We start from the raw sequence: 17,348 nt of genomic DNA, 5'->3' as shown, positions 1-17,348 counted from the left end.
ACACGGAATATTTATGACGACCACACGTTCTGAATGGAAGACAGCGCCAGTATGGTTCATTGGTGCAGGCCCCGGTGATCCTGAACTTATCACCCTAAAAGGTGCCCGCATGATTGCAGAGGCAGACCTTGTACTCTACGCCGGTTCATTAGTACCGACAGTCATAATTGAAGGTGCAAAAGAATCTGCAAAGATCATGGATTCTGCACCGATGAATCTGGATGAAACGCACGCAGCAGTTATGGAAACTGTACACAAAGGCGGCACTGTTGCCCGTGTTCATACCGGCGATCCAAGCCTCTACGGTGCCATCCGCGAACAGATGCGTTTACTGGATAAAGAAGACGTCGGCTACGGAACCATACCGGGAGTGACTGCAAGTTTTGCAGCCGCGGCAGCATCCGCAACCTCCCTCACCGTACCGGAAGAATCACAATCAGTGATCATTACCCGCCTCGAGGGTCGCACCCCTGTTCCGGAAACGGAAAAGCTGCGCGACATGGCAAAACATCGCTGTGCAATGGCAGTCTACCTTTCCGCAGCACATCCGGAGCGTCTTGTTGAAGAACTGCGTGCCGGTGGGCTAGAAGATGAAATCGTAGTAGTGATCGCCTACCGTGTCGGCTGGCCTGAACAGAAAATTGTACGCACCAACATTGGCAACATCTGCGCCACTGTTGCAGAGCACAACCTCACACGTCAGACAGTTTTCCTTGTACTCCCCGGCGAAGACAACAAAGAACATTTCTCTAAGCTCTATGATGCAGGCTTCCTGCATGGCTTCAGAAGCTAAAAAAACAACGGGCAGGGTAACCTGCCCGAAAAAATAATCCTTCCGACAGTTTTTTCTAAAAAACGGTCAAGAAACACAAATTGCTTCGTGGTAAAGGGAACCAGATGAACACGAAGAAAGTACATATCCGCGACCAAATAGCGCAATCACAACGGTATATTGAGAAACATCTCGATTCAACCATTCCACTCGAATATCTAGCAACTTCATGTGGATATTCTGCCCTCTATTTCCACTCTATTTTTACAGGAATAGTCGGAGAAGGAGTTAAGGAATACCAACGCCGTCTGCGCCTACAACGTGCCGCGAACCAGTTACTTTTTACTGAAACATCCCTAATAGATATAGCTCTGGATGCCGGATATGAATCCCAAGAAGGATTCTCACGTGCATTCAAAAAGCGGTTCTCCTTTTCACCACTCAAATTCAGAAAATTGCAGTCTGACTACAATTTTCTAGCTGGAGGCAAAGTCATGGATACCCCCATTCAGCAATCCGACCCAACCGTTACAATCAAAAATTTCGCCCCAATAACCGTAGCCGCCGTTCGTCACACCGGCCCATACGCAGAATGCGCCAAAGCCTTCACCACTCTCTGCAAATGGACACGCGAACAAGGTCTCTACGGCACCTACCGGCAAGTAATCGGCATTTCGCACGATGATCCACGGACAACTCCAGCAGAAAAGCTACGCTACGATGCTTGCATGGAGATTCCTGAAGATTTTAACGTCACAGGTGATGCGCAAAAATACACCATTCATGGTGGGCGCTACGCCTGTTGTGTGCATAAAGGATCCTACCGCAACATTCCCGAAACTTTTGTAGCCATGCTCGGCAGCTGGTTCCCCGAGTCCGACGAAGAGCTCACAAACCACCCCCCACTTGAAGTCTATCTCAATTGCCCATCCATTACTCCAGAAGCTGAGCTGCTCACCGAGCTACGGATTCCGCTTAAATAAATTGTTAAAGAAAGAGAAGAAGAAAAAGATTGCCTTTGGCGAGTCTTCGACGAGCCTCCGGCGGCTTAAGACCCCTTTAAAAAGGGCTTCTTAAGAATCTCCTAAACTTTTTAACTGCGATTTTAGCTCGTTGCTTTAGTAGCCTCGCGGCTATGCCCCACTAACTTTCCTTGCAACTAACTTTTGTACCACACTAAAAGCTCAGCCCTTCTCTTTAAGAATGGGTAATAAAGATTTTACCCCTCCTCAGTAAATGTACAAAAAAAGGCTGCCTTACATGTAAGACAGCCTTTTCGTTATCAGAAAGGTAATGTGGATAAGCCGCGAGGTAGTGTAAAAAACGTGCTAACCTCGCAGGAAAAAGTCTTTGGAGATTTTTAAGAATCCTTTCTACAGAAGCGGTAGCTGTTCTCAAAGAATGAGAGATTACAGATAGCGACAGTGTAACAGGTTCTTAAAGCCCCGCTGGCAAGCGCCGCCGGAGGCATAAAAAACGCAGAAGACTCATCAAAGCCATCTCACTTGCTATCAGCACTGATGCGAATAAAATTCAAGCTCCGGTGCTGAGGGAATTTCTTTTGCTTCAGCGAGTCTCTTGAAGAACAGGCGTAGGCCTTTTTGTTCTTCTTCACCCAGATCAAAAACGAGACTTTGGAAATACTGTGTAAGCCCTTCAATATCCATGTATCCGGCTTTTTCTGCGAGTTCGATGACGTGCTGAATATTTTCATCACCCCAGTTCTTTGCATTTCTGAAAAGTTCTGCTGGATCTTGTGTAAAACAGCCGGTTTCTACTGATTGGCGAGAAACAATCCAAACACCGAAAATAAACGGAAGTCCTGTCCACTCGCGCCATGCTTCACCGAGATCGAGCCGGTATGGGTAACGATCATCATTTCTGAGGCGAAGTGCTTCGTCACCGATACAGAGCGCGGCTGTCGGCAGCTCACCTTGCTCGATGTGATCTGACACAGACCCTGTTTTATAGGACACATTAAGCTTGAGGCAATCGCGAAAGAGCATACGTAACAGTGCTGCTGATGTATGCGACTGCGCAGTTGTGAGAATTTCTTCCCCACCGAGTTCTGAGATAGGCTTTTTACTAATAAGAAGCACACTCATAACTGGCCCAGCACTACCTATGGCAATGTCGGGCAGCAGGAAATATTTTTCAGGATGCCTTGCGTACTCGAATGAGGAACACGAGGACACATCAAGCTTTCCTGCTTCCATCTGTTCATTCAATTCTGCCGGAGTACCGTATACGAGGTCAAAATTTTCACCAAGTATGCCGGTTTCCAGTGGATGATAGATTGGAAGCACGTTTAAATAACGAATGCGACCGACTTGCAATTTTTTTGCAGATTTCTGCACGAGCTAGACTTCCTTGTCCTCAATGAGGGAATAATCCATTGTGCGCTGCTTTGGAGTAAATCCTGCTGCTTCAACAATAGTATGAATTTCCTCACGAGTAAGCTGGAAAGAGGTACCTGCCGCTGCAACAACGTTTTCTTCGATCATTAATGAACCGAAATCGTTTGCACCGTAGGAAAGAGAAAGCTGGGCAATCTCTGGTCCCATTGTTACCCATGATGCCTGAATGTTGTCGATGTTATCGAGAACAATACGAGACATAGCAAGCACACGAAGATAACCGGCGCTTGGCTCAGGACGGCAAGAAATGTTGGTATTACCCGGCTGGAATGTCCAAGGGATGAAAGCTGTAAAACCGTTCGTTCTATCCTGTACTTCACGTACAGCAAAGAGATGCTCAATACGATCTTCAGGCTTTTCTTCGTGCCCGAACATCATAGTCGCGGTTGTATTCAAGCCTTGGTAATGAGCTTCTTCCATCACAGCAAGCCAGCGGGTTGCGCTACACTTGTTAGGAGAAACATGCTTACGAACTTCATCCACGAGAATCTCAGCACCACCACCTGGAATAGAATCGAGACCTGCAGCACGAAGCCGCGCGATTACGTCTTTTACGAGTAATTTTTCGTTCTCAGCAAAGAAAACGATTTCAGGCGGGGAGAATGCATGAACGTGAATGGAAGGATATGTCTTCTTGATCCAGCGGATCATGTCTTCGTAGAATTCCATGGTCAGGTCAGGGTTATGTCCACCCTGCATAAGAATCTGTGTACCACCGAGTGCAATGGTTTCTTCGATTTTCTGACCAAGTTCTTCACGAGAAATTACGTAGCCGCCGTCTGTGTCTGCTTTTTCAGGAGCAACATAGAAAGCGCAAAAACGACAGGCACAGCTGCAAATATTGGAGTAATTAATATTACGGTCTGCAACATATGTAACCATGCGTTCAGGATGTTTTGCAAAACGTACATTGTTCGCAAGGTATGCAAGGGTATGCAAGCTTGCTTCATTGTACAGAACATTCGCTTCGCCCTGATCGATTCGATCACCGCGAAGTACTTTCTTAGAAACTTCGACTACGGCGTCGTTTTCATGAAATGGACTATGAACAAACATGGTTACGACTCCTGCTCTGCGTTAACTGGCTTAAAGAAACTGTTGCGACGTACCGAATTAAAGCCGGAACGAACAATCATCTCTTCAAGCTGCGGAATTGTCATAGCCTGATCAGAAGCAGCACCTGCATCGTGACCAATTTTTTCTTCAACAATAGTTCCGTCCAAATCATCAGCACCAAAGTGCAATGCAGCTTGCGCAAGCTTTACGCCAAGCATAACCCAGTATGCTTTAATATGCGGAATGTTATCCAGCATAAGGCGGCAAATAGCGATAGTACGGAGCTTATCAAGCCCTGTATGTTTACCTTTGCGCTCTTCAGGCAATTCAAGCATGCTGTTTTCTGTAAGGAACGGAAGCGGAATAAAACAGGAGAAGCCGTTGGTTTCATCCTGAAGCTTACGCAGTTTATCAAGGTGATCTAAACGATCATCAATTGATTCAAGGTGCCCGAAAAGCATTGTACAGTTTGATGTAATACCGAGTGTATGCGCCTCGCGCGCCACATTCAGCCACTCATCACCTGTTGCTTTTCGTGGACAAATTTTTTCGCGTACTTCAGGTGCAAAAATTTCTGCGCCGCCGCCCGGCATGGCTTCTAAGCCAGCAGCTTTTAAACGCTCTAACACTTCCTGAGTAGAAATATTTTCAAGCTCAGCAAAGTGTGCAATTTCTACAGCGGTAAATGCTTTTACAACAATACCGGGGTAGGTTTCCTTAATGCGTCCAATGGCTTCTTCAAAAAAGCTCAAAGGAAGCTTAGGGTGACAGCCGCCGACGATATGTACTTCATCATACGGAAGACCATCTTTAGGATCGAGCTTAGCTACAATGTCATCTAGACTCAGACAAAATGCGCCCTCTTGCTCGTCTTCTTCTTTCTGGTAGGCACAGAATAGACAGGCATTTACACAAACGTTTGTGTAATTGACGTGACGGTTAAGAACATAATACGTGGAATCCCCATGCATACGTGTACGCGCATGATGCGCCAACGCGCCAAGGGCGTTTATGTCTTCACAGGCAAACAGTTTTCTTCCGTCTTCAATGGACAGACGATCACCGTTCATGACCTTTTCAAATACACTGCCCAATCCAAGACGGGCATAGTAATCAGCATCTAACATAATCACGGTCTCCAGATGTCTACTAAAAACAACCACGCACCATGCGTTATCGAAAGACAGTATCGCGATGTACTGTTGTTACCGCAGTGTGAAAAGTAAATTAAAACGTTCCAATTTACCTAACAAACAAAGCACAGTATAAAAAACGTGCGGCAACTTGTGTGTGTGGTCTTCGGCGGGCTGAGTATCTGCTTGCATGCGAGCTATGTCAACCGTAAGAATACACACAAACAAACCCCACTAAGTGCGTTACCTTTAGAACAATAAGCTCCTATATATCGGAGGTTTTTATGCAGTTGGAACTCGGCATCTCCCCTTGCCCTAACGACACATGGATTTTTTACGCCCTCGCGAACAACAAAATCGATCTGCCCTTCGACATCACAATGTACATGGCAGATGTTGAAGATTTAAATATCCGAGCACGCAAAGGCGATATCGCCGTAACAAAACTTTCCGTCGCAGCCATGACTGACTGTCTCGACGACTACATTTTGCTCCGCACCGGTGGCGCTCTCGGCAGAGGCTGCGGTCCGATCATCGTTACCAAAAAAGACGCATGCTTCCAGTCCGCAAGAGAACCAGACAAAAAGGTTGCCATACCAGGCAAGCTCACCACTGCAAATATGCTCCTATCGCTCAATAATTCACTCAAAGGTGAACGAGTAGAAATGCTCTTCGATGAAGTCATGCCAGCAGTGCAAGCAGGATCAGTAGACGCAGGTGTTGTCATCCACGAAGGACGCTTCACTTACGAAAAATTCGGGCTCAAAAAAGTTCTAGATCTCGGTCAATGGTGGGAAAACACAACAGACCTTCCTCTGCCGCTTGGCGCAATCGCCGTACGCCGTGACCTCGGTATGGACGTAGCACGTCAGCTCGAAAAAGCTATTCGTGCAAGCCTCGCTTACGTGCAACAGAACCCCGAAGAAGCTACCGCATACATTAAAGAACATGCACAAGAAATGGACGACAGCGTTATCAAAGAGCACATAGCGACCTTCGTTAACGAGTTCTCAATGGAACTCGGAGCGGACGGCGAATACGCCATACAGCTTATGCTTGAAAAAGCATTTGAAATCGCTGGCAAACCAATGCCAGATCTTCCTGTTTTTGTGACTGACTAGCCTGTCGTGTGTTAACAGCAAATTATGATGAACTACCTGTATACATGCCTCTTCCCACTTGTTAATGCGTACAGTGAGTGAAACAATTTGCTAAGTTCTTTAAGTGAAACTGGAGATGATAATGGTGAGCAATGAATTTCTTTTAACAACATTACTTGTTGTATTAATGCCTGGTACTGGAGTTATCTATACAGTATCAAACGGCCTTTTCGGGGGAAGACGATCCGCACTGGCAGCAGCGTTAGGTTGCACCGCCGGTATTATTCCCCACCTGCTTGCAAGCATTTCTGGACTTTCTTTACTTCTTCATACGAGCGCCCTTGCTTTCCAAACGATAAAGATAATCGGAGCAGGTTATCTACTGTATATGGCGTGGGTAATGTGGCGTGACCCCAATGCCCTTAAATTTGAGAGTGCTGGTAAAGAGCAAGGTGTATGGAGAATCGCAGTAAGAGCGATGCTCATTAATATTTTAAACCCTAAACTGTCGCTTTTCTTTTTGGCTTTTCTCCCACTCTTTATTTCCGCGGAGGAAACCTCGCCAACAGTGCAGATGTTTGTCTTGAGTGGAATTTTTATGGGGCTTACGCTGTGTATTTTTGCACTCTACGGACTGTTTGCTCACAGTGTTCGTTCTTACGTTATTAATTCTCCGAACATTATCCGTATGCTACAACGATCTTTTGCATTCGCTTTTGCTATGTTTGGTGTAAGACTAGCAATGGCAGAGAGATAAAAGCTCGCCGGATTTCTTCCCAAATCGAGAAGTGAGCATTTATATTATTCTCTGTAGTGACTAAGAAACAAGTCAAGAGGAACTAAAAGAAGCCAACTCCTTAAGCATAATCGTAAAAAAAACATAGCCCTTGTTATCTAAATGATAACAAGGGCTTTTTTCATAGCAAAAATTTTAAAAAAATAAGTTGCTGATAAAACTGTACGTTAGATCAATAATTACTCGTTGTTTTTGGCTACAGCTTGCTGCCCATATATGCCCATACCGATGGCAAAAAGGACAAGCGCCACACCAACGAGACCGTAGGCGCCTGTTGGACGGCTGAAAAGCACGACATCCCATACGAACGCCAACGCTGGTTGCAGAAGCATGAGAAGCCCTGCGATTGCTGCTGGCAGATTCGGGAGCCCTTTGGATATGAACGCCCAGCCAATACCTTGGCAGAATACACCGTAGATGATGAGATAAAACCAGTCACTTGAAGTTGGAATGACAAACGAGTCGCCTGTTACATTCATTGATATGCCGACACTCAGGGCTGTAAGCAAAGAAATGATGCCCATGTTGGCGAATAGCGGCAGCTTTTTTTCTGTGGATTGCGACTGACGCAAACATATTATGTAGCTAGAGTATGATATGGCTGTAAGGATACCGAATAAAAGCCCCCAGAGGATATCTGATGATATTTCATTCAGATCGAGACCTATGAGAAGGAATAGACCTATTACAGCAAGAGGCAACGCAACTATAAGCCGTTTGGAGATTACTTCTTTAAACAGAAGTGCCCCGAATGCTGCTGTTGCGAATACTTGCAAATTGCCGAGAATGGTTGCTAACCCGGGACCGACGTATCCAATAGCTCTGTGCCAGCATTGAAGGTCTATGGCAAAAAAAAGTGCCGTCAGTATGACGAGTCCCCAGATTTTTAGGGGAACAGAAAACCTCTCACGTCTAATGACGGAAAAGATCATGAGAGTTATTCCACCAAAAAACACGCGATAAAAAGCTGAGCTATCTGGTGACACACTGGAAAGCCGTACAAGTACCGGCGAAAAACTGATTATGAAGGCACCTATTGGCACCGCAATATATGGCGAAGAAAAAAACGTCTTCAACTGCTGAAGCACTACAACTCCCCTGCTTTCACAAGCGCCTGATGCGCATCCTGTTTCTTACCGCACGCCTCTAACGCACGGGCAAGCTGGAGCCATGCTCCTTTAAAGTCCGGTCGCAATGCTGCTGCCTGTCTGGCAAGCACTTCTGCAATTTCCGGATCTTCTCCCCCATCCAGATAAATACGCGCCATTAATTCCAGCGCTACCGCATCCTGTGGATTGTAAAGCAATGCCTGATGAAGATGTTCACGGGCTTTATCCGGATTTTCTTCCTTCATGCATAGCCGCGCAAAGTTACGCTCCACAAGAGGTTTGTTTTCTTCCAAAGCACGTGCACGTTCAAAGAACGTACGCGCTGTGGCAAAGTCGCTCTCCATTTCGTTCACCTGCCCAAGGCGAATAAGGGAGAAAAAGTGTTTCTCATCATGCAGGAGACAATCATCGTAATAGTCACGGGCAGCTGAAAAGTTGCCGATTGTCTGCGATATGTGCCCTAGGTTATACAAGGCCATCACATCATCTTCATCACGATCTAGTGCACCTTCAAAGTGCTTGCGCGCCTCTTCTGGTCGCCCTAATCCGGCGTAGCACACTCCAAGGGAGTTCCACGCCATAGTGTTATCTTCATCTGCAAGCAGCGCGCGTTTATATTCTTCGATGGCACCGAAGGAATCATTCTTGGAATAAAGCTTGTCAGCGCTGATATTAAGCGCGAGAGAATCGAGAATACCAACCCGTGGAGCCGGAAGCAGCATGGCGTATTCAAGTGCTTTTAAACAACATTCCAAGGCATCACCTTTACGGTAATCTAAATATGGGTAGCAGAAAACACCCACTGCGGCTTCAATCCCAAGATTCGTCAAAAGGCGTTCACACAGTTCATTAAAAAGAATCTGTACAAACTCCGGCTTACCTTCTGGATAAAAGCAAATAAGTGAGTTGAGACCGTATCTACCACCGATCATTTCGCTACCAAGAATGTCACGGCATTGCTGCGTGGCTTCCGCTAAAATTTGCTCTCCTGCCCCACCCTGTACGTGCGGGATACGGGAAAGACGAATAAGCGCAAGGGCAAAGGAGTCTGTCTTTTCACGCTCTTTGGTGAAGCGACCAATGAAGTCTCTGTGTTTGTAAAGACCGGTGAGCGAATCCAGCTGCTCTGCTGCTTCGTTCTTTTCTACCGCTACGCCGATGCCCTTTTCTTCCGGCAACAACTTAATGGCGTCAGTCGGCTCCACAGCCCATGTGGGATCACCCATATGCATAATTTCAGCTATGGAGTCAGCTTCACGCACTTCCATAAGCACAAGCTCCCCTTTATACAAAGGGTGCCTGTTGATAAGAGAATTTGCGGGAACACCATTGGCGTAGGTGGAATCATAACTACATGACCATACGGAGAATCGCTGCCCTTCACGTGCGCCCATAGACATACCCACATCAACCACAACGCGGCTGACGGGAAGCACTTCACGGACAGTTCCGCCTTCATGGAGCAGACGGTTAAAACCGAGCACATGCGGAATGGTGAGGGAATCGCTTAGGCGCTTTGCAACGCTAGCACCGATACGCGCTTTGCGGAGCAGTAAACGGCTCTGTTCATCGCTTCTCAACTCAAACTGTGCTCCCTCGAAATCCTGAGGAAACGCAGCATAACCTGCGGCAATATCAACGCCTACGCGATGTTCTGTAACAGCATGAACTTTTTGGATGGACCGGAGAGTTCGAACTGCTTCCGCAGCAATTTTTCTGCATGCACTTGATGTTCCGGCAGGAACAAGGATAGCGTATTCATAATCACCGCTGTTACACACAAGAGCCTGCTCCGGTGCGACAGCCGCAAGTGCGTCTGCAAACTGTACAGCCAAATCTTCAGCGAACAGGTGACCAAATTCTGTTTCAACAGAGCGAAGTCCTGAAAGGTCGAGGAGTACGACACCAACAGTGGCGCGATACTCTTCACTCCCTGCGGTACGGGGTTCTCCGGAAAGATGAAAGCCTTCGCGGATCATACGCAGTTCGCGGTTAGCTGCATGGTGCAGGTAATCACGGGTAAACAAACCATTCTGCGCATTCGTGATGCTGGACTTCATACCTTGAACTTTTTCAAGCGCCAGCGTTGCCACCGCGGGAAGCATGGACATAAGGGTCTTAGGCGCGCGAATGCTTACGCCTCTAGCCACAAATTGCCCATAAAATTTATTGTTCATCACAAGGGGTAACAAAAGTTTTTTCTCTTTTGCGTCCCAAACAGCTTCAAGACTTTGTATCTTTCGGGGAAAATACAAACTGTATGATGAATAGTTGAGAATAGATTTAATCGATTCAGCGAGTAGATGCTCATAAGTTATGAGATCGAATCTGCTTAACTGTGTCCGCTCTGAATTCAGAATATCTATTTGCGCTTTCATAACCATTTTTTATACATAGGTTACACCACAATGAAAAGCATCGGTTGCTTTTTGCTTTATTTTCCAGAAGGCTACGCCTACTGTTTGGCCTGCTTCACCTTGTGATATTAAATAAAAAAATACGCTACCAAAATAAAAAAACGCCATAACAACCTCTAGTATAACATAAAAACGAGGAGACCGCATGTCCAATCCTGTTCTTGCTGCTTTACAAGAGCGCCGCAGCATACGAAAATATACTGATCGTGAAGTTACCCGTGAAGAAATCACTGCTATGCTGGAAGCCGGTCGCTGGGCACCAAGTGGAAAAAACAATCAGCCTTTCCGTTTCATTGCGCTTCGCCCAAATGATCCACGGATTGACGGATTAGCAGATTGCACGATTTACTCACATATCGTACACAATGCAGCTCTGATGATTGGCGTTTTTCTCGACAAAAATTGCCTGTACCACGAATTAAAAGATCATCAGTCCGCTGGCGGTTGTATTCAGAATATCATGCTCGCGGCACATTCTCTCGGTCTTGGCTCTGTATGGCTTGGACAGATGATGAACAATGCCGAGCAGGTTCTTGACGTTCTGTCCCTTGATACTGACAAATATGAATTCATCACATTTATTGCCATCGGCGAACCTGCACAGGAGGGAACCTCCTCACGCAAGCCGCTGGAAGATATTATGCTGGAGCAATTTTAATGCAAGTAAAAACATTCCCTTTAGGCCCGCTTGAAACAAATTGCTACGTTCTTTTCCACGAAGGAAAAGCTGTTGCAGTTGATCCTGGCGGCGAACCAACTACTGTTGTCGAGTTTTTGAAAGAAGAAGGCCTGACCCTTACTCATATTCTTGTTACTCATTTTCACTTTGACCATTTGTACGGAATTAAAGCACTGCAAGAAGCAACAGGTGCAGTTGTCATCAGTGGCACTGAAGATACTTTCCTTCTCGATTCCGAAGTTGGTCAGGGCGGCATGTGGGGATTCCCTAAGGTACCTCCATTCACCTTTACCTCAATTGCAGAAGGCGACCACACCTTTATGGATTTAGACTGTAAAGTACTCGCCACACCGGGTCATTCCCCTGGCAGTCTTTCCTTTTTCTTCCCTGCTGCAAAGGCAGTATTTGTAGGCGATGTATTATTCTACCGCGCCATTGGTCGTACAGACCTGCCGGGTGGTGATTTTGATGTTCTGAAAAAGTCAGTAACAGAAAAAATCTTCGCACTCCCACCTGAAACCGTAGTATATTCAGGTCACGGACCACATTCGTCCGTGAACGACGAGCAAATTAACAACCCGTATTTTTCTGACTTCCAGCGCTAAAAATTTTGTTCAGGCACTATGTTAGTGCCTGAACAAACAATAATATCAGACTGTTGATCAATTACCCTGTACAAACACAGTACGCTTGTTTTGCAGAACATTGGTCATGAGCAGATGGTACGCTAGCGTAAGGCAGGCGCACAAACTTTAATACGGGGTTTTCATCGATCTGGAGTTATCATGACAACACACAATGAAGACACCGACACAACTGTAGCTGATTTACGAAATGCATGTTGAGGCTTGGGACTCGAGATAAGTTTTTATCTCGGCTTTCAGAAGAAGAACAGAGTACTTCTTCTGCTTCCTGCTAAGGCACATGCTCCGCTGGAGTATGCACTGGAGAAATATCCTCAGTGGCAATGTGAAATCCAAACAGATGATGACACAGAGCTTTCAGCTTTGTGCAAGCGTGCTGCAAAGAAATAATTCTGCAGCTGCTGGAAGGAGAGATGATGAACGCACAACAATCTTTTGCCAATGCTCTTCAGATACTAGGTTGCAGCGCCCGTAAAGGTGGCAACACAGACAATGCAGCAAGAGTCTTTGCCCAAGGGTACGAGGCAGCTGGTGGACAAACACAGACGCGTTTTATGCGCGACTATACTGTGCGGCACTGTACAGCATGTGAAGCGTGCGCAGTTCCCGGTAATAAAAAATGTGTGCAGGAGGGTAAAGACGACAGCTCAGAACTCTACTCTATGCTGATGGAAGCACCATCGCTGTTTATAAGCTCGCCGATCTATTTTTACCATCTGCCGTCCATCTTTAAAACGTTCATAGACCGTTGTCAGTGCTTCTGGTTCCGCCAACATAATCGTGATCCATTTGTACTTTCTCTTCCACCGAGAAAGGCATACATCTGCCTTGTTGCAGCACGTCCTGTCGGCGATCAGCTCTTTCACGGTTCATTGCTGACACTAAAATATTTCCTGTCTCCGTTTAATATCAGCCTTGTTGAACCACTGCTTATTTACGGAAAAGATGGTCCTGATGAACTGGCAAGCGATCCGGAAACGATAGAGCGGATTAAGGACTATGCAACGGCAGCGTACAACGACACTGTACCCCGTTTTTCAACTCAAAAATAACGCACGGAAACCAGAGCATGCATAGTGTTTTTGCTTTACTCAAGAGTACTGCCGCGTTTCTGGGATTAGATGAAACCCGATGCGTTTCATGCTTTGCGCCCTATAGTCCGGTGAAGGATACATCATTTCGTTCACTGTACGAGAAAGAGAGCGCTCTGCCTGATAAAACTGAATACACAAAAAGGCTCCATCACGAATGGAGCCTTTCACCACAACTTTGCCCAGATTGCCTGCACCACTTGGCGCCCCGTTCTCAAGGGTATTGTCCAGATTGCGGCATGTTATACGCAAAAGCCATCGGAGCTCCGTCCCGCTGCTCTGCCTGTATGATTACTCCACCACCGTGGACACACATAACACTCTACGGTGCCTATGAAGGCATCCTGCGTGAGCTGCTTCTTAAACATAAATTCCACGGCAGACTTGATGCAGGGCTCACACTTGCCCGCTTGCTCGCAGCTATATATTCACCTCGAGAAACCTCTCCTGCCACAGTTGTACCAATCCCGCTCCATGATTCCCGTCTTCTCCATCGTGGTCATAACCAAAGCATGTTGTCAGCAAAACTCATCGCGCAAAAAATTGAAGCTCCACTTTTGCCGGACTTGCTTCGCCGAAATCGTGAAACTGCTCCACAGGCAACCTTAAGTAAAAAAGAACGCAACAAGAACCTATCCGGCGCGTTCACAGCAACTATCCCCACCTCATTCCAAAATGCTCACATTCTGCTTGTGGACGACATTGCCACAACAGGCTCGACCTTACGACAGGCCGCGAGAACTCTTCTTGAAGGCGGCGCAGGCTCTGTTGAGGTTGCCATCATGGCTCGAACACCTGAGCCTGAAAATGTGATCAAAAAATAGAATCAAGTAACACACCAAAGTTACAAGCTAATTGTAAAAACTCACTGCTTCCTTCCTATCTTCTGTCAGACAGGTGACACATATTTCGTCTTTTTATTTTAGTAATGACACGAATATCCAATTCGTGTAACCACGACATAGGTGTTCACTTATATCTATTTTCCCAAAGTAATAGGAGCAGTTATGCGCACTACCATTCTTACCTTTATTGCCTTTATGCTTGTTGCCAGTCCGGCTTTTGCCCACTTCGGCATGGTGATTCCTGATTCGAATGTTGCCACTCAGGAAACACGTAGCACCAATTTAACAGTTTCATTCTCCCACCCGTTTGAAGGCGCAGGCATGAAGCTTGAAAAGCCGAAACAATTTTTTGCTTTCGCAAACGGTAAAAAAATCGACCTGCTTCCTACTCTCTCCACAGCAAAAGTTATGGATCAAGAAGCATGGAAAACTGCATTCCGCTTCAAGCGCCCGGGCGTATACCAGTTTATTTTGGAACCAACACCATACTGGGAACCGGAAGAAGACTGCTTCATCATCCATTACACAAAAACATATGTTGCGGCATTCGGCTCCGAAGAAGACTGGGATGCTCCGGCAGGACTGCCTACAGAAATTATTCCGCTCACTCGTCCTTACGGGTTATACGCAGGCAGCAGCTTTACCGGTCAGGTTCTGTCAAACGGCAAGCCCGTGGCAAATGCAGAAGTTGAATACGAGCTCTACAACAAAGATGGCTTTACAGCACCAACCGAACATCACGTAACCATGGTTACCAAAACAGACAGCAACGGCGTATTCACTGTTACCTGTCCAAAAGCCGGATGGTGGGGATTTGCAGCACTTACCACAGCAGATTATACTCTTACTGCACCTTCAGGAGAAGAAAAGCCTGTAGAATTAGGTGCAGTTACATGGATAAAGTTCGACAACTTTCAAAAATAAGACTTTTTTTGGAGCACCTCTGCTCTTGACTCATGCCTTATTATCGTTACATGGTACGGGATATCTATTTACATGGAGAATTGTATGAAAATGATCCGCCTAATTGCCTTACTCCTAATCCCAGTCATAGCCGCCGTTTTTGTTTTCGGCATGGCAGACTTCGCAGAAGCCAAGCGTTTTGGCGGGGGTAGGTCATTCGGCAGTAAGCCGATGTTCAGCAAAAGCTTTTCTAAGCCCGTACCTAAGGCTCCGCTGAACCAAAACAAATCCGCACTTTCCAGCTCCGCGCAACCGCGCAGAGGTCTCTTCGGTGGCATGGGCGGCATGTTCGGCGGTCTTCTCGCCGGTACATTGCTTGGCTCTATGCTCTCCGGTGGAGGGTTTGGCGGCATTGGTTTCTTTGATATTATCTTGTTTGGATTGGCGTTCCTATTTCTCCGCAAAATGTTCCGGTCTCGAAGGATGGAATCGCAACAATCTGCCTACCAAGGCGGAGGGTCAGCGAATTACAATCAGCAGCAATCATATGCACCACCTGAAGACAATTATTCAAACATGCAACGACAATCTCAGGATGCATGGTCAAATCTACGAAGCACACCTGCGGGTGGCAGTCATGCACAGGACGTGCAGCCAGAGGTAACTACTCCGGCCGGATTTGATACTGACGACTTCCTTAAAGGTGCTAAGGTGGTATTCAACCGCCTGCAGCAGAGCTGGGACAGCCGAGATCTTGATGACATTAAGCAGTTTACAACCCCTGAAGTCTACGAGTCTATTAAACAGCAGGTTAAAGAAGACCCTGAACCATCCCGTACTGAGGTTCTTATGTCTAACGCCCGCTTGCTCGAAGTTAAAGACGAGACAGACGGCCTTCTTGCCACTGTCTACTTTGATGTTCTCATGCGCGAAGATAAATCAGCGCAGAACCCTGAGCAGGTACGCGAAGTATGGCATTTCTTTAAAGCCCACAAAGACGACTCCATGTGGCTTCTCGACGGTATTCAGCAATTAGAAAACTAGTCGACATCCACTGACAATACGAGAAAAGGGGAAGCATATGCTTCCCCTTTTTGTTTTCTATACTGCTACTATGCAGTTAGCTCGGGCTTTTTAAAAATCACGCCCTGCTGTGCAGCAAATTCTCTAAGTTCCGCTGCGGAATGTACACATAGCTTATTCATAAGGTTAGAACGGTGCTTTTCAACTGTTTTAATACTTACCACAAGCATATCTGCAATCTCTCTACTCTTATAGCCTTCCGCCACAAGCTGGAAGATCTCTTCTTCACGCGGGGTCAACTCAGCCAGAGCAGATCCACCTTCGTTGCTCGCCCCTCCGCTCAAGTATCCCCGAATGACATTATTTGCCACTCCCGGAGAGATATAGGTCTTTCCGTCTAATACGCTTGTGACCGCAAGTAGAAATTCTTCACTTGTAGCATCTTTAAGAATGTAGCCATCGGCTCCGGCAGATAAGGCAGAATGAACATAATCGTTAGCATCATACTGTGTGATGACGAGAATTTTGATGTCAGGAAGAGTACGCTTAATTATTTTAGTTGCCTTTAAGCCATCCAGCTTCGGCATTGACAAGTCCATCAATACCAAATCTACGGTCAAGGTTTCACATAGTTCTACAGCTTGATACCCGTCGCCTGCTTCTCCTACCACAACAAAGTTTTCAAATGTCTGTAATAATGATTTCAGCCCTTCACGCAACAACACATGATCTTCAGCTAAAACAACATGATACAACGATTCCATTAAAACGCCTGCCTTTAGGTTTTACCCCCAATATACACACACAAATAGCCTAAGCACATGTCTATTCCATGCGCTAACTATCTTCAGTTGCTACCCTTATATGAGTAGTAATCAGACTATACCCTACCATAAAAATACGGACACTCTCAACACAAAAATACAGCATGCGCCTAATTCACGCATCTCGAACTATATGGTCTATTTTATATCAGAGTAGGAGAGTATCCGCGGGATCTCACAACGACTGCGGATATATGGTAATTCGTCTAACTTTCGATAGTAAGGATGGCTTTATGAGAGAAACTGTAACTCGCGTGACACAAAACATGGTTCTAGGCGCAAGACAATCTAAATGGGTAGCAGAGCAAATCGGTAAACCTTACCCTACAATGATGCGTGAATTAAATCCGTATGACCAAAGTGCTAAACTTGGCGCGGATACTCTACTCGACATCATGCGTGCAACCAAAGACATTACAGCCCTTGAATTTATGGCAAAAGAGCTTGGTTACGAACTTAGTCCGGTACAGCTTGAATTAGATCACCCCTTCACCGACGAGTAATCAACACATTTTTCATGTTCTACTGCCAGACGATTT

At 46.2% G+C, this 17,348-nt stretch carries 18 protein-coding genes; 11 read left to right on the top strand and 7 right to left on the bottom strand.

Going from position 1 to position 17,348, the window contains the following annotated elements; genetic code table 11:
* Nucleotides 1-13 precede the first annotated feature (13 nt).
* Nucleotides 14-793, top strand: a complete 780-nt coding sequence (gene cobM / locus ACZ5V1_RS00695; protein WP_464390145.1) for a precorrin-4 C(11)-methyltransferase — start codon at nucleotides 14-16, stop codon at nucleotides 791-793.
* 104 nt (nucleotides 794-897) lie between these two features.
* Complete coding sequence (locus ACZ5V1_RS00690) at nucleotides 898-1,755, top strand: AraC family transcriptional regulator (RefSeq protein WP_464390144.1); 858 nt, start codon at nucleotides 898-900, stop codon at nucleotides 1,753-1,755.
* A gap of 528 nt (nucleotides 1,756-2,283) precedes the next feature.
* On the opposite strand, the gene ACZ5V1_RS00685 is transcribed toward ACZ5V1_RS00690, so the two are convergent.
* Genes ACZ5V1_RS00685 through mqnE form a run of 3 tightly spaced genes read right to left on the bottom strand, consistent with a single transcriptional unit; the run spans nucleotide 2,284 to nucleotide 5,372 of the window.
* Entirely contained in the window at nucleotides 2,284-3,129 is an 846-nt protein-coding gene (locus tag ACZ5V1_RS00685; protein ID WP_464390143.1) for a menaquinone biosynthetic enzyme MqnA/MqnD family protein, read from the bottom strand.
* 3 nt (nucleotides 3,130-3,132) lie between these two features.
* Entirely contained in the window at nucleotides 3,133-4,245 is a 1,113-nt protein-coding gene (gene mqnC, locus ACZ5V1_RS00680; protein WP_464390142.1) for a cyclic dehypoxanthinyl futalosine synthase, read from the bottom strand.
* 2 nt (nucleotides 4,246-4,247) lie between these two features.
* On the bottom strand, nucleotides 4,248-5,372 hold the full coding sequence (mqnE, locus tag ACZ5V1_RS00675; RefSeq protein ID WP_464390141.1) for an aminofutalosine synthase MqnE: 1,125 nt from the start codon (nucleotides 5,370-5,372) through the stop codon (nucleotides 4,248-4,250).
* Between the two features lie 290 nt (nucleotides 5,373-5,662).
* On the opposite strand from mqnE, the gene ACZ5V1_RS00670 reads away from it, so the two are divergent.
* Both ACZ5V1_RS00670 and ACZ5V1_RS00665 read left to right on the top strand, forming a co-directional pair.
* Nucleotides 5,663-6,499 (top strand): 1,4-dihydroxy-6-naphthoate synthase, encoded by an 837-nt coding sequence (locus tag ACZ5V1_RS00670; RefSeq protein WP_464390140.1) that lies wholly within the window; start codon nucleotides 5,663-5,665, stop codon nucleotides 6,497-6,499.
* 121 nt (nucleotides 6,500-6,620) lie between these two features.
* Entirely contained in the window at nucleotides 6,621-7,235 is a 615-nt protein-coding gene (locus ACZ5V1_RS00665; RefSeq protein ID WP_464390139.1) for a LysE family translocator, read from the top strand.
* 218 nt (nucleotides 7,236-7,453) lie between these two features.
* Here the strand turns inward: ACZ5V1_RS00665 and ACZ5V1_RS00660 are convergent, their stop codons facing one another.
* From ACZ5V1_RS00660 to ACZ5V1_RS00650, 3 genes are all read right to left on the bottom strand, one after another.
* Nucleotides 7,454-8,317: a DMT family transporter gene (locus tag ACZ5V1_RS00660; protein WP_464391594.1), complete on the bottom strand. Its 864-nt coding sequence runs from the start codon at nucleotides 8,315-8,317 to the stop codon at nucleotides 7,454-7,456.
* 44 nt (nucleotides 8,318-8,361) lie between these two features.
* The gene (locus tag ACZ5V1_RS00655; protein ID WP_464390138.1) at nucleotides 8,362-10,533 is read right to left on the bottom strand and encodes a tetratricopeptide repeat-containing diguanylate cyclase; all 2,172 of its coding nucleotides are present in this window, start codon (nucleotides 10,531-10,533) and stop codon (nucleotides 8,362-8,364) included.
* A 237-nt stretch (nucleotides 10,534-10,770) separates the two neighbouring features.
* Nucleotides 10,771-10,947, bottom strand: coding sequence for a hypothetical protein (locus ACZ5V1_RS00650; protein ID WP_464390137.1), 177 nt, complete (start codon nucleotides 10,945-10,947; stop codon nucleotides 10,771-10,773).
* Here ACZ5V1_RS00650 and ACZ5V1_RS00645 point away from each other — a divergent pair.
* From ACZ5V1_RS00645 to ACZ5V1_RS00620, 6 genes are all read left to right on the top strand, one after another.
* Nucleotides 10,946-11,458: a nitroreductase family protein gene (locus ACZ5V1_RS00645; RefSeq protein WP_464385367.1), complete on the top strand. Its 513-nt coding sequence runs from the start codon at nucleotides 10,946-10,948 to the stop codon at nucleotides 11,456-11,458. The two genes, ACZ5V1_RS00650 and ACZ5V1_RS00645, sit on opposite strands and share 2 nt — an antisense overlap.
* Entirely contained in the window at nucleotides 11,458-12,084 is a 627-nt protein-coding gene (locus ACZ5V1_RS00640) for an MBL fold metallo-hydrolase (protein WP_464390136.1), read from the top strand. The genes ACZ5V1_RS00645 and ACZ5V1_RS00640 overlap by 1 nt, the downstream gene beginning before the upstream one ends.
* 455 nt (nucleotides 12,085-12,539) lie before the next feature.
* Nucleotides 12,540-13,175, top strand: coding sequence for a flavodoxin family protein (locus tag ACZ5V1_RS00635; protein WP_464390135.1), 636 nt, complete (start codon nucleotides 12,540-12,542; stop codon nucleotides 13,173-13,175).
* A gap of 278 nt (nucleotides 13,176-13,453) precedes the next feature.
* A complete protein-coding gene (locus tag ACZ5V1_RS00630) occupies nucleotides 13,454-14,038 on the top strand; it encodes a ComF family protein (protein WP_464390134.1) in 585 nt (194 codons plus the stop codon).
* A 183-nt stretch (nucleotides 14,039-14,221) separates the two neighbouring features.
* Nucleotides 14,222-14,983, top strand: a complete 762-nt coding sequence (locus ACZ5V1_RS00625; protein ID WP_464390133.1) for a DUF4198 domain-containing protein — start codon at nucleotides 14,222-14,224, stop codon at nucleotides 14,981-14,983.
* Between the two features lie 84 nt (nucleotides 14,984-15,067).
* A complete protein-coding gene (locus ACZ5V1_RS00620; protein ID WP_464390132.1) occupies nucleotides 15,068-16,006 on the top strand; it encodes a Tim44 domain-containing protein in 939 nt (312 codons plus the stop codon).
* 68 nt (nucleotides 16,007-16,074) lie between these two features.
* Here the strand turns inward: ACZ5V1_RS00620 and ACZ5V1_RS00615 are convergent, their stop codons facing one another.
* Entirely contained in the window at nucleotides 16,075-16,749 is a 675-nt protein-coding gene (locus ACZ5V1_RS00615; RefSeq protein WP_464390131.1) for a response regulator, read from the bottom strand.
* Nucleotides 16,750-17,042: 293 nt separating this feature from the next.
* Between ACZ5V1_RS00615 and ACZ5V1_RS00610 the strand changes: the two genes are divergently transcribed.
* Nucleotides 17,043-17,312 (top strand): phage regulatory CII family protein, encoded by a 270-nt coding sequence (locus ACZ5V1_RS00610; protein ID WP_160715012.1) that lies wholly within the window; start codon nucleotides 17,043-17,045, stop codon nucleotides 17,310-17,312.
* Nucleotides 17,313-17,348: the final 36 nt, after the last annotated feature.

It is taken from the genome of Halodesulfovibrio oceani subsp. galateae, assembly GCF_055397225.1.
This window is presented reverse-complemented; position numbering and strand designations above follow the sequence as displayed.

What these genes read in the sequence shown, in the direction of transcription:
- cobM (WP_464390145.1), top strand. Translation starts at nt 14, where the DNA reads ATGACGACCACACGTTCTGAATGGAAGACAGCGCCAGTATGGTTCATT.
- ACZ5V1_RS00645 (WP_464385367.1), top strand. Translation starts at nt 10,946, where the DNA reads ATGTCCAATCCTGTTCTTGCTGCTTTACAAGAGCGCCGCAGCATACGA.
- ACZ5V1_RS00630 (WP_464390134.1), top strand. Translation starts at nt 13,454, where the DNA reads ATGTTATACGCAAAAGCCATCGGAGCTCCGTCCCGCTGCTCTGCCTGT.
- ACZ5V1_RS00610 (WP_160715012.1), top strand. Translation starts at nt 17,043, where the DNA reads ATGAGAGAAACTGTAACTCGCGTGACACAAAACATGGTTCTAGGCGCA.
- ACZ5V1_RS00650 (WP_464390137.1), bottom strand. Translation starts at nt 10,947, where the DNA reads ATGCGGTCTCCTCGTTTTTATGTTATACTAGAGGTTGTTATGGCGTTT.
- ACZ5V1_RS00640 (WP_464390136.1), top strand. Translation starts at nt 11,458, where the DNA reads ATGCAAGTAAAAACATTCCCTTTAGGCCCGCTTGAAACAAATTGCTAC.
- ACZ5V1_RS00635 (WP_464390135.1), top strand. Translation starts at nt 12,540, where the DNA reads ATGAACGCACAACAATCTTTTGCCAATGCTCTTCAGATACTAGGTTGC.
- ACZ5V1_RS00690 (WP_464390144.1), top strand. Translation starts at nt 898, where the DNA reads ATGAACACGAAGAAAGTACATATCCGCGACCAAATAGCGCAATCACAA.
- ACZ5V1_RS00620 (WP_464390132.1), top strand. Translation starts at nt 15,068, where the DNA reads ATGAAAATGATCCGCCTAATTGCCTTACTCCTAATCCCAGTCATAGCC.
- ACZ5V1_RS00665 (WP_464390139.1), top strand. Translation starts at nt 6,621, where the DNA reads ATGGTGAGCAATGAATTTCTTTTAACAACATTACTTGTTGTATTAATG.
- mqnE (WP_464390141.1), bottom strand. Translation starts at nt 5,372, where the DNA reads ATGTTAGATGCTGATTACTATGCCCGTCTTGGATTGGGCAGTGTATTT.
- mqnC (WP_464390142.1), bottom strand. Translation starts at nt 4,245, where the DNA reads ATGTTTGTTCATAGTCCATTTCATGAAAACGACGCCGTAGTCGAAGTT.
- ACZ5V1_RS00670 (WP_464390140.1), top strand. Translation starts at nt 5,663, where the DNA reads ATGCAGTTGGAACTCGGCATCTCCCCTTGCCCTAACGACACATGGATT.
- ACZ5V1_RS00615 (WP_464390131.1), bottom strand. Translation starts at nt 16,749, where the DNA reads ATGGAATCGTTGTATCATGTTGTTTTAGCTGAAGATCATGTGTTGTTG.
- ACZ5V1_RS00625 (WP_464390133.1), top strand. Translation starts at nt 14,222, where the DNA reads ATGCGCACTACCATTCTTACCTTTATTGCCTTTATGCTTGTTGCCAGT.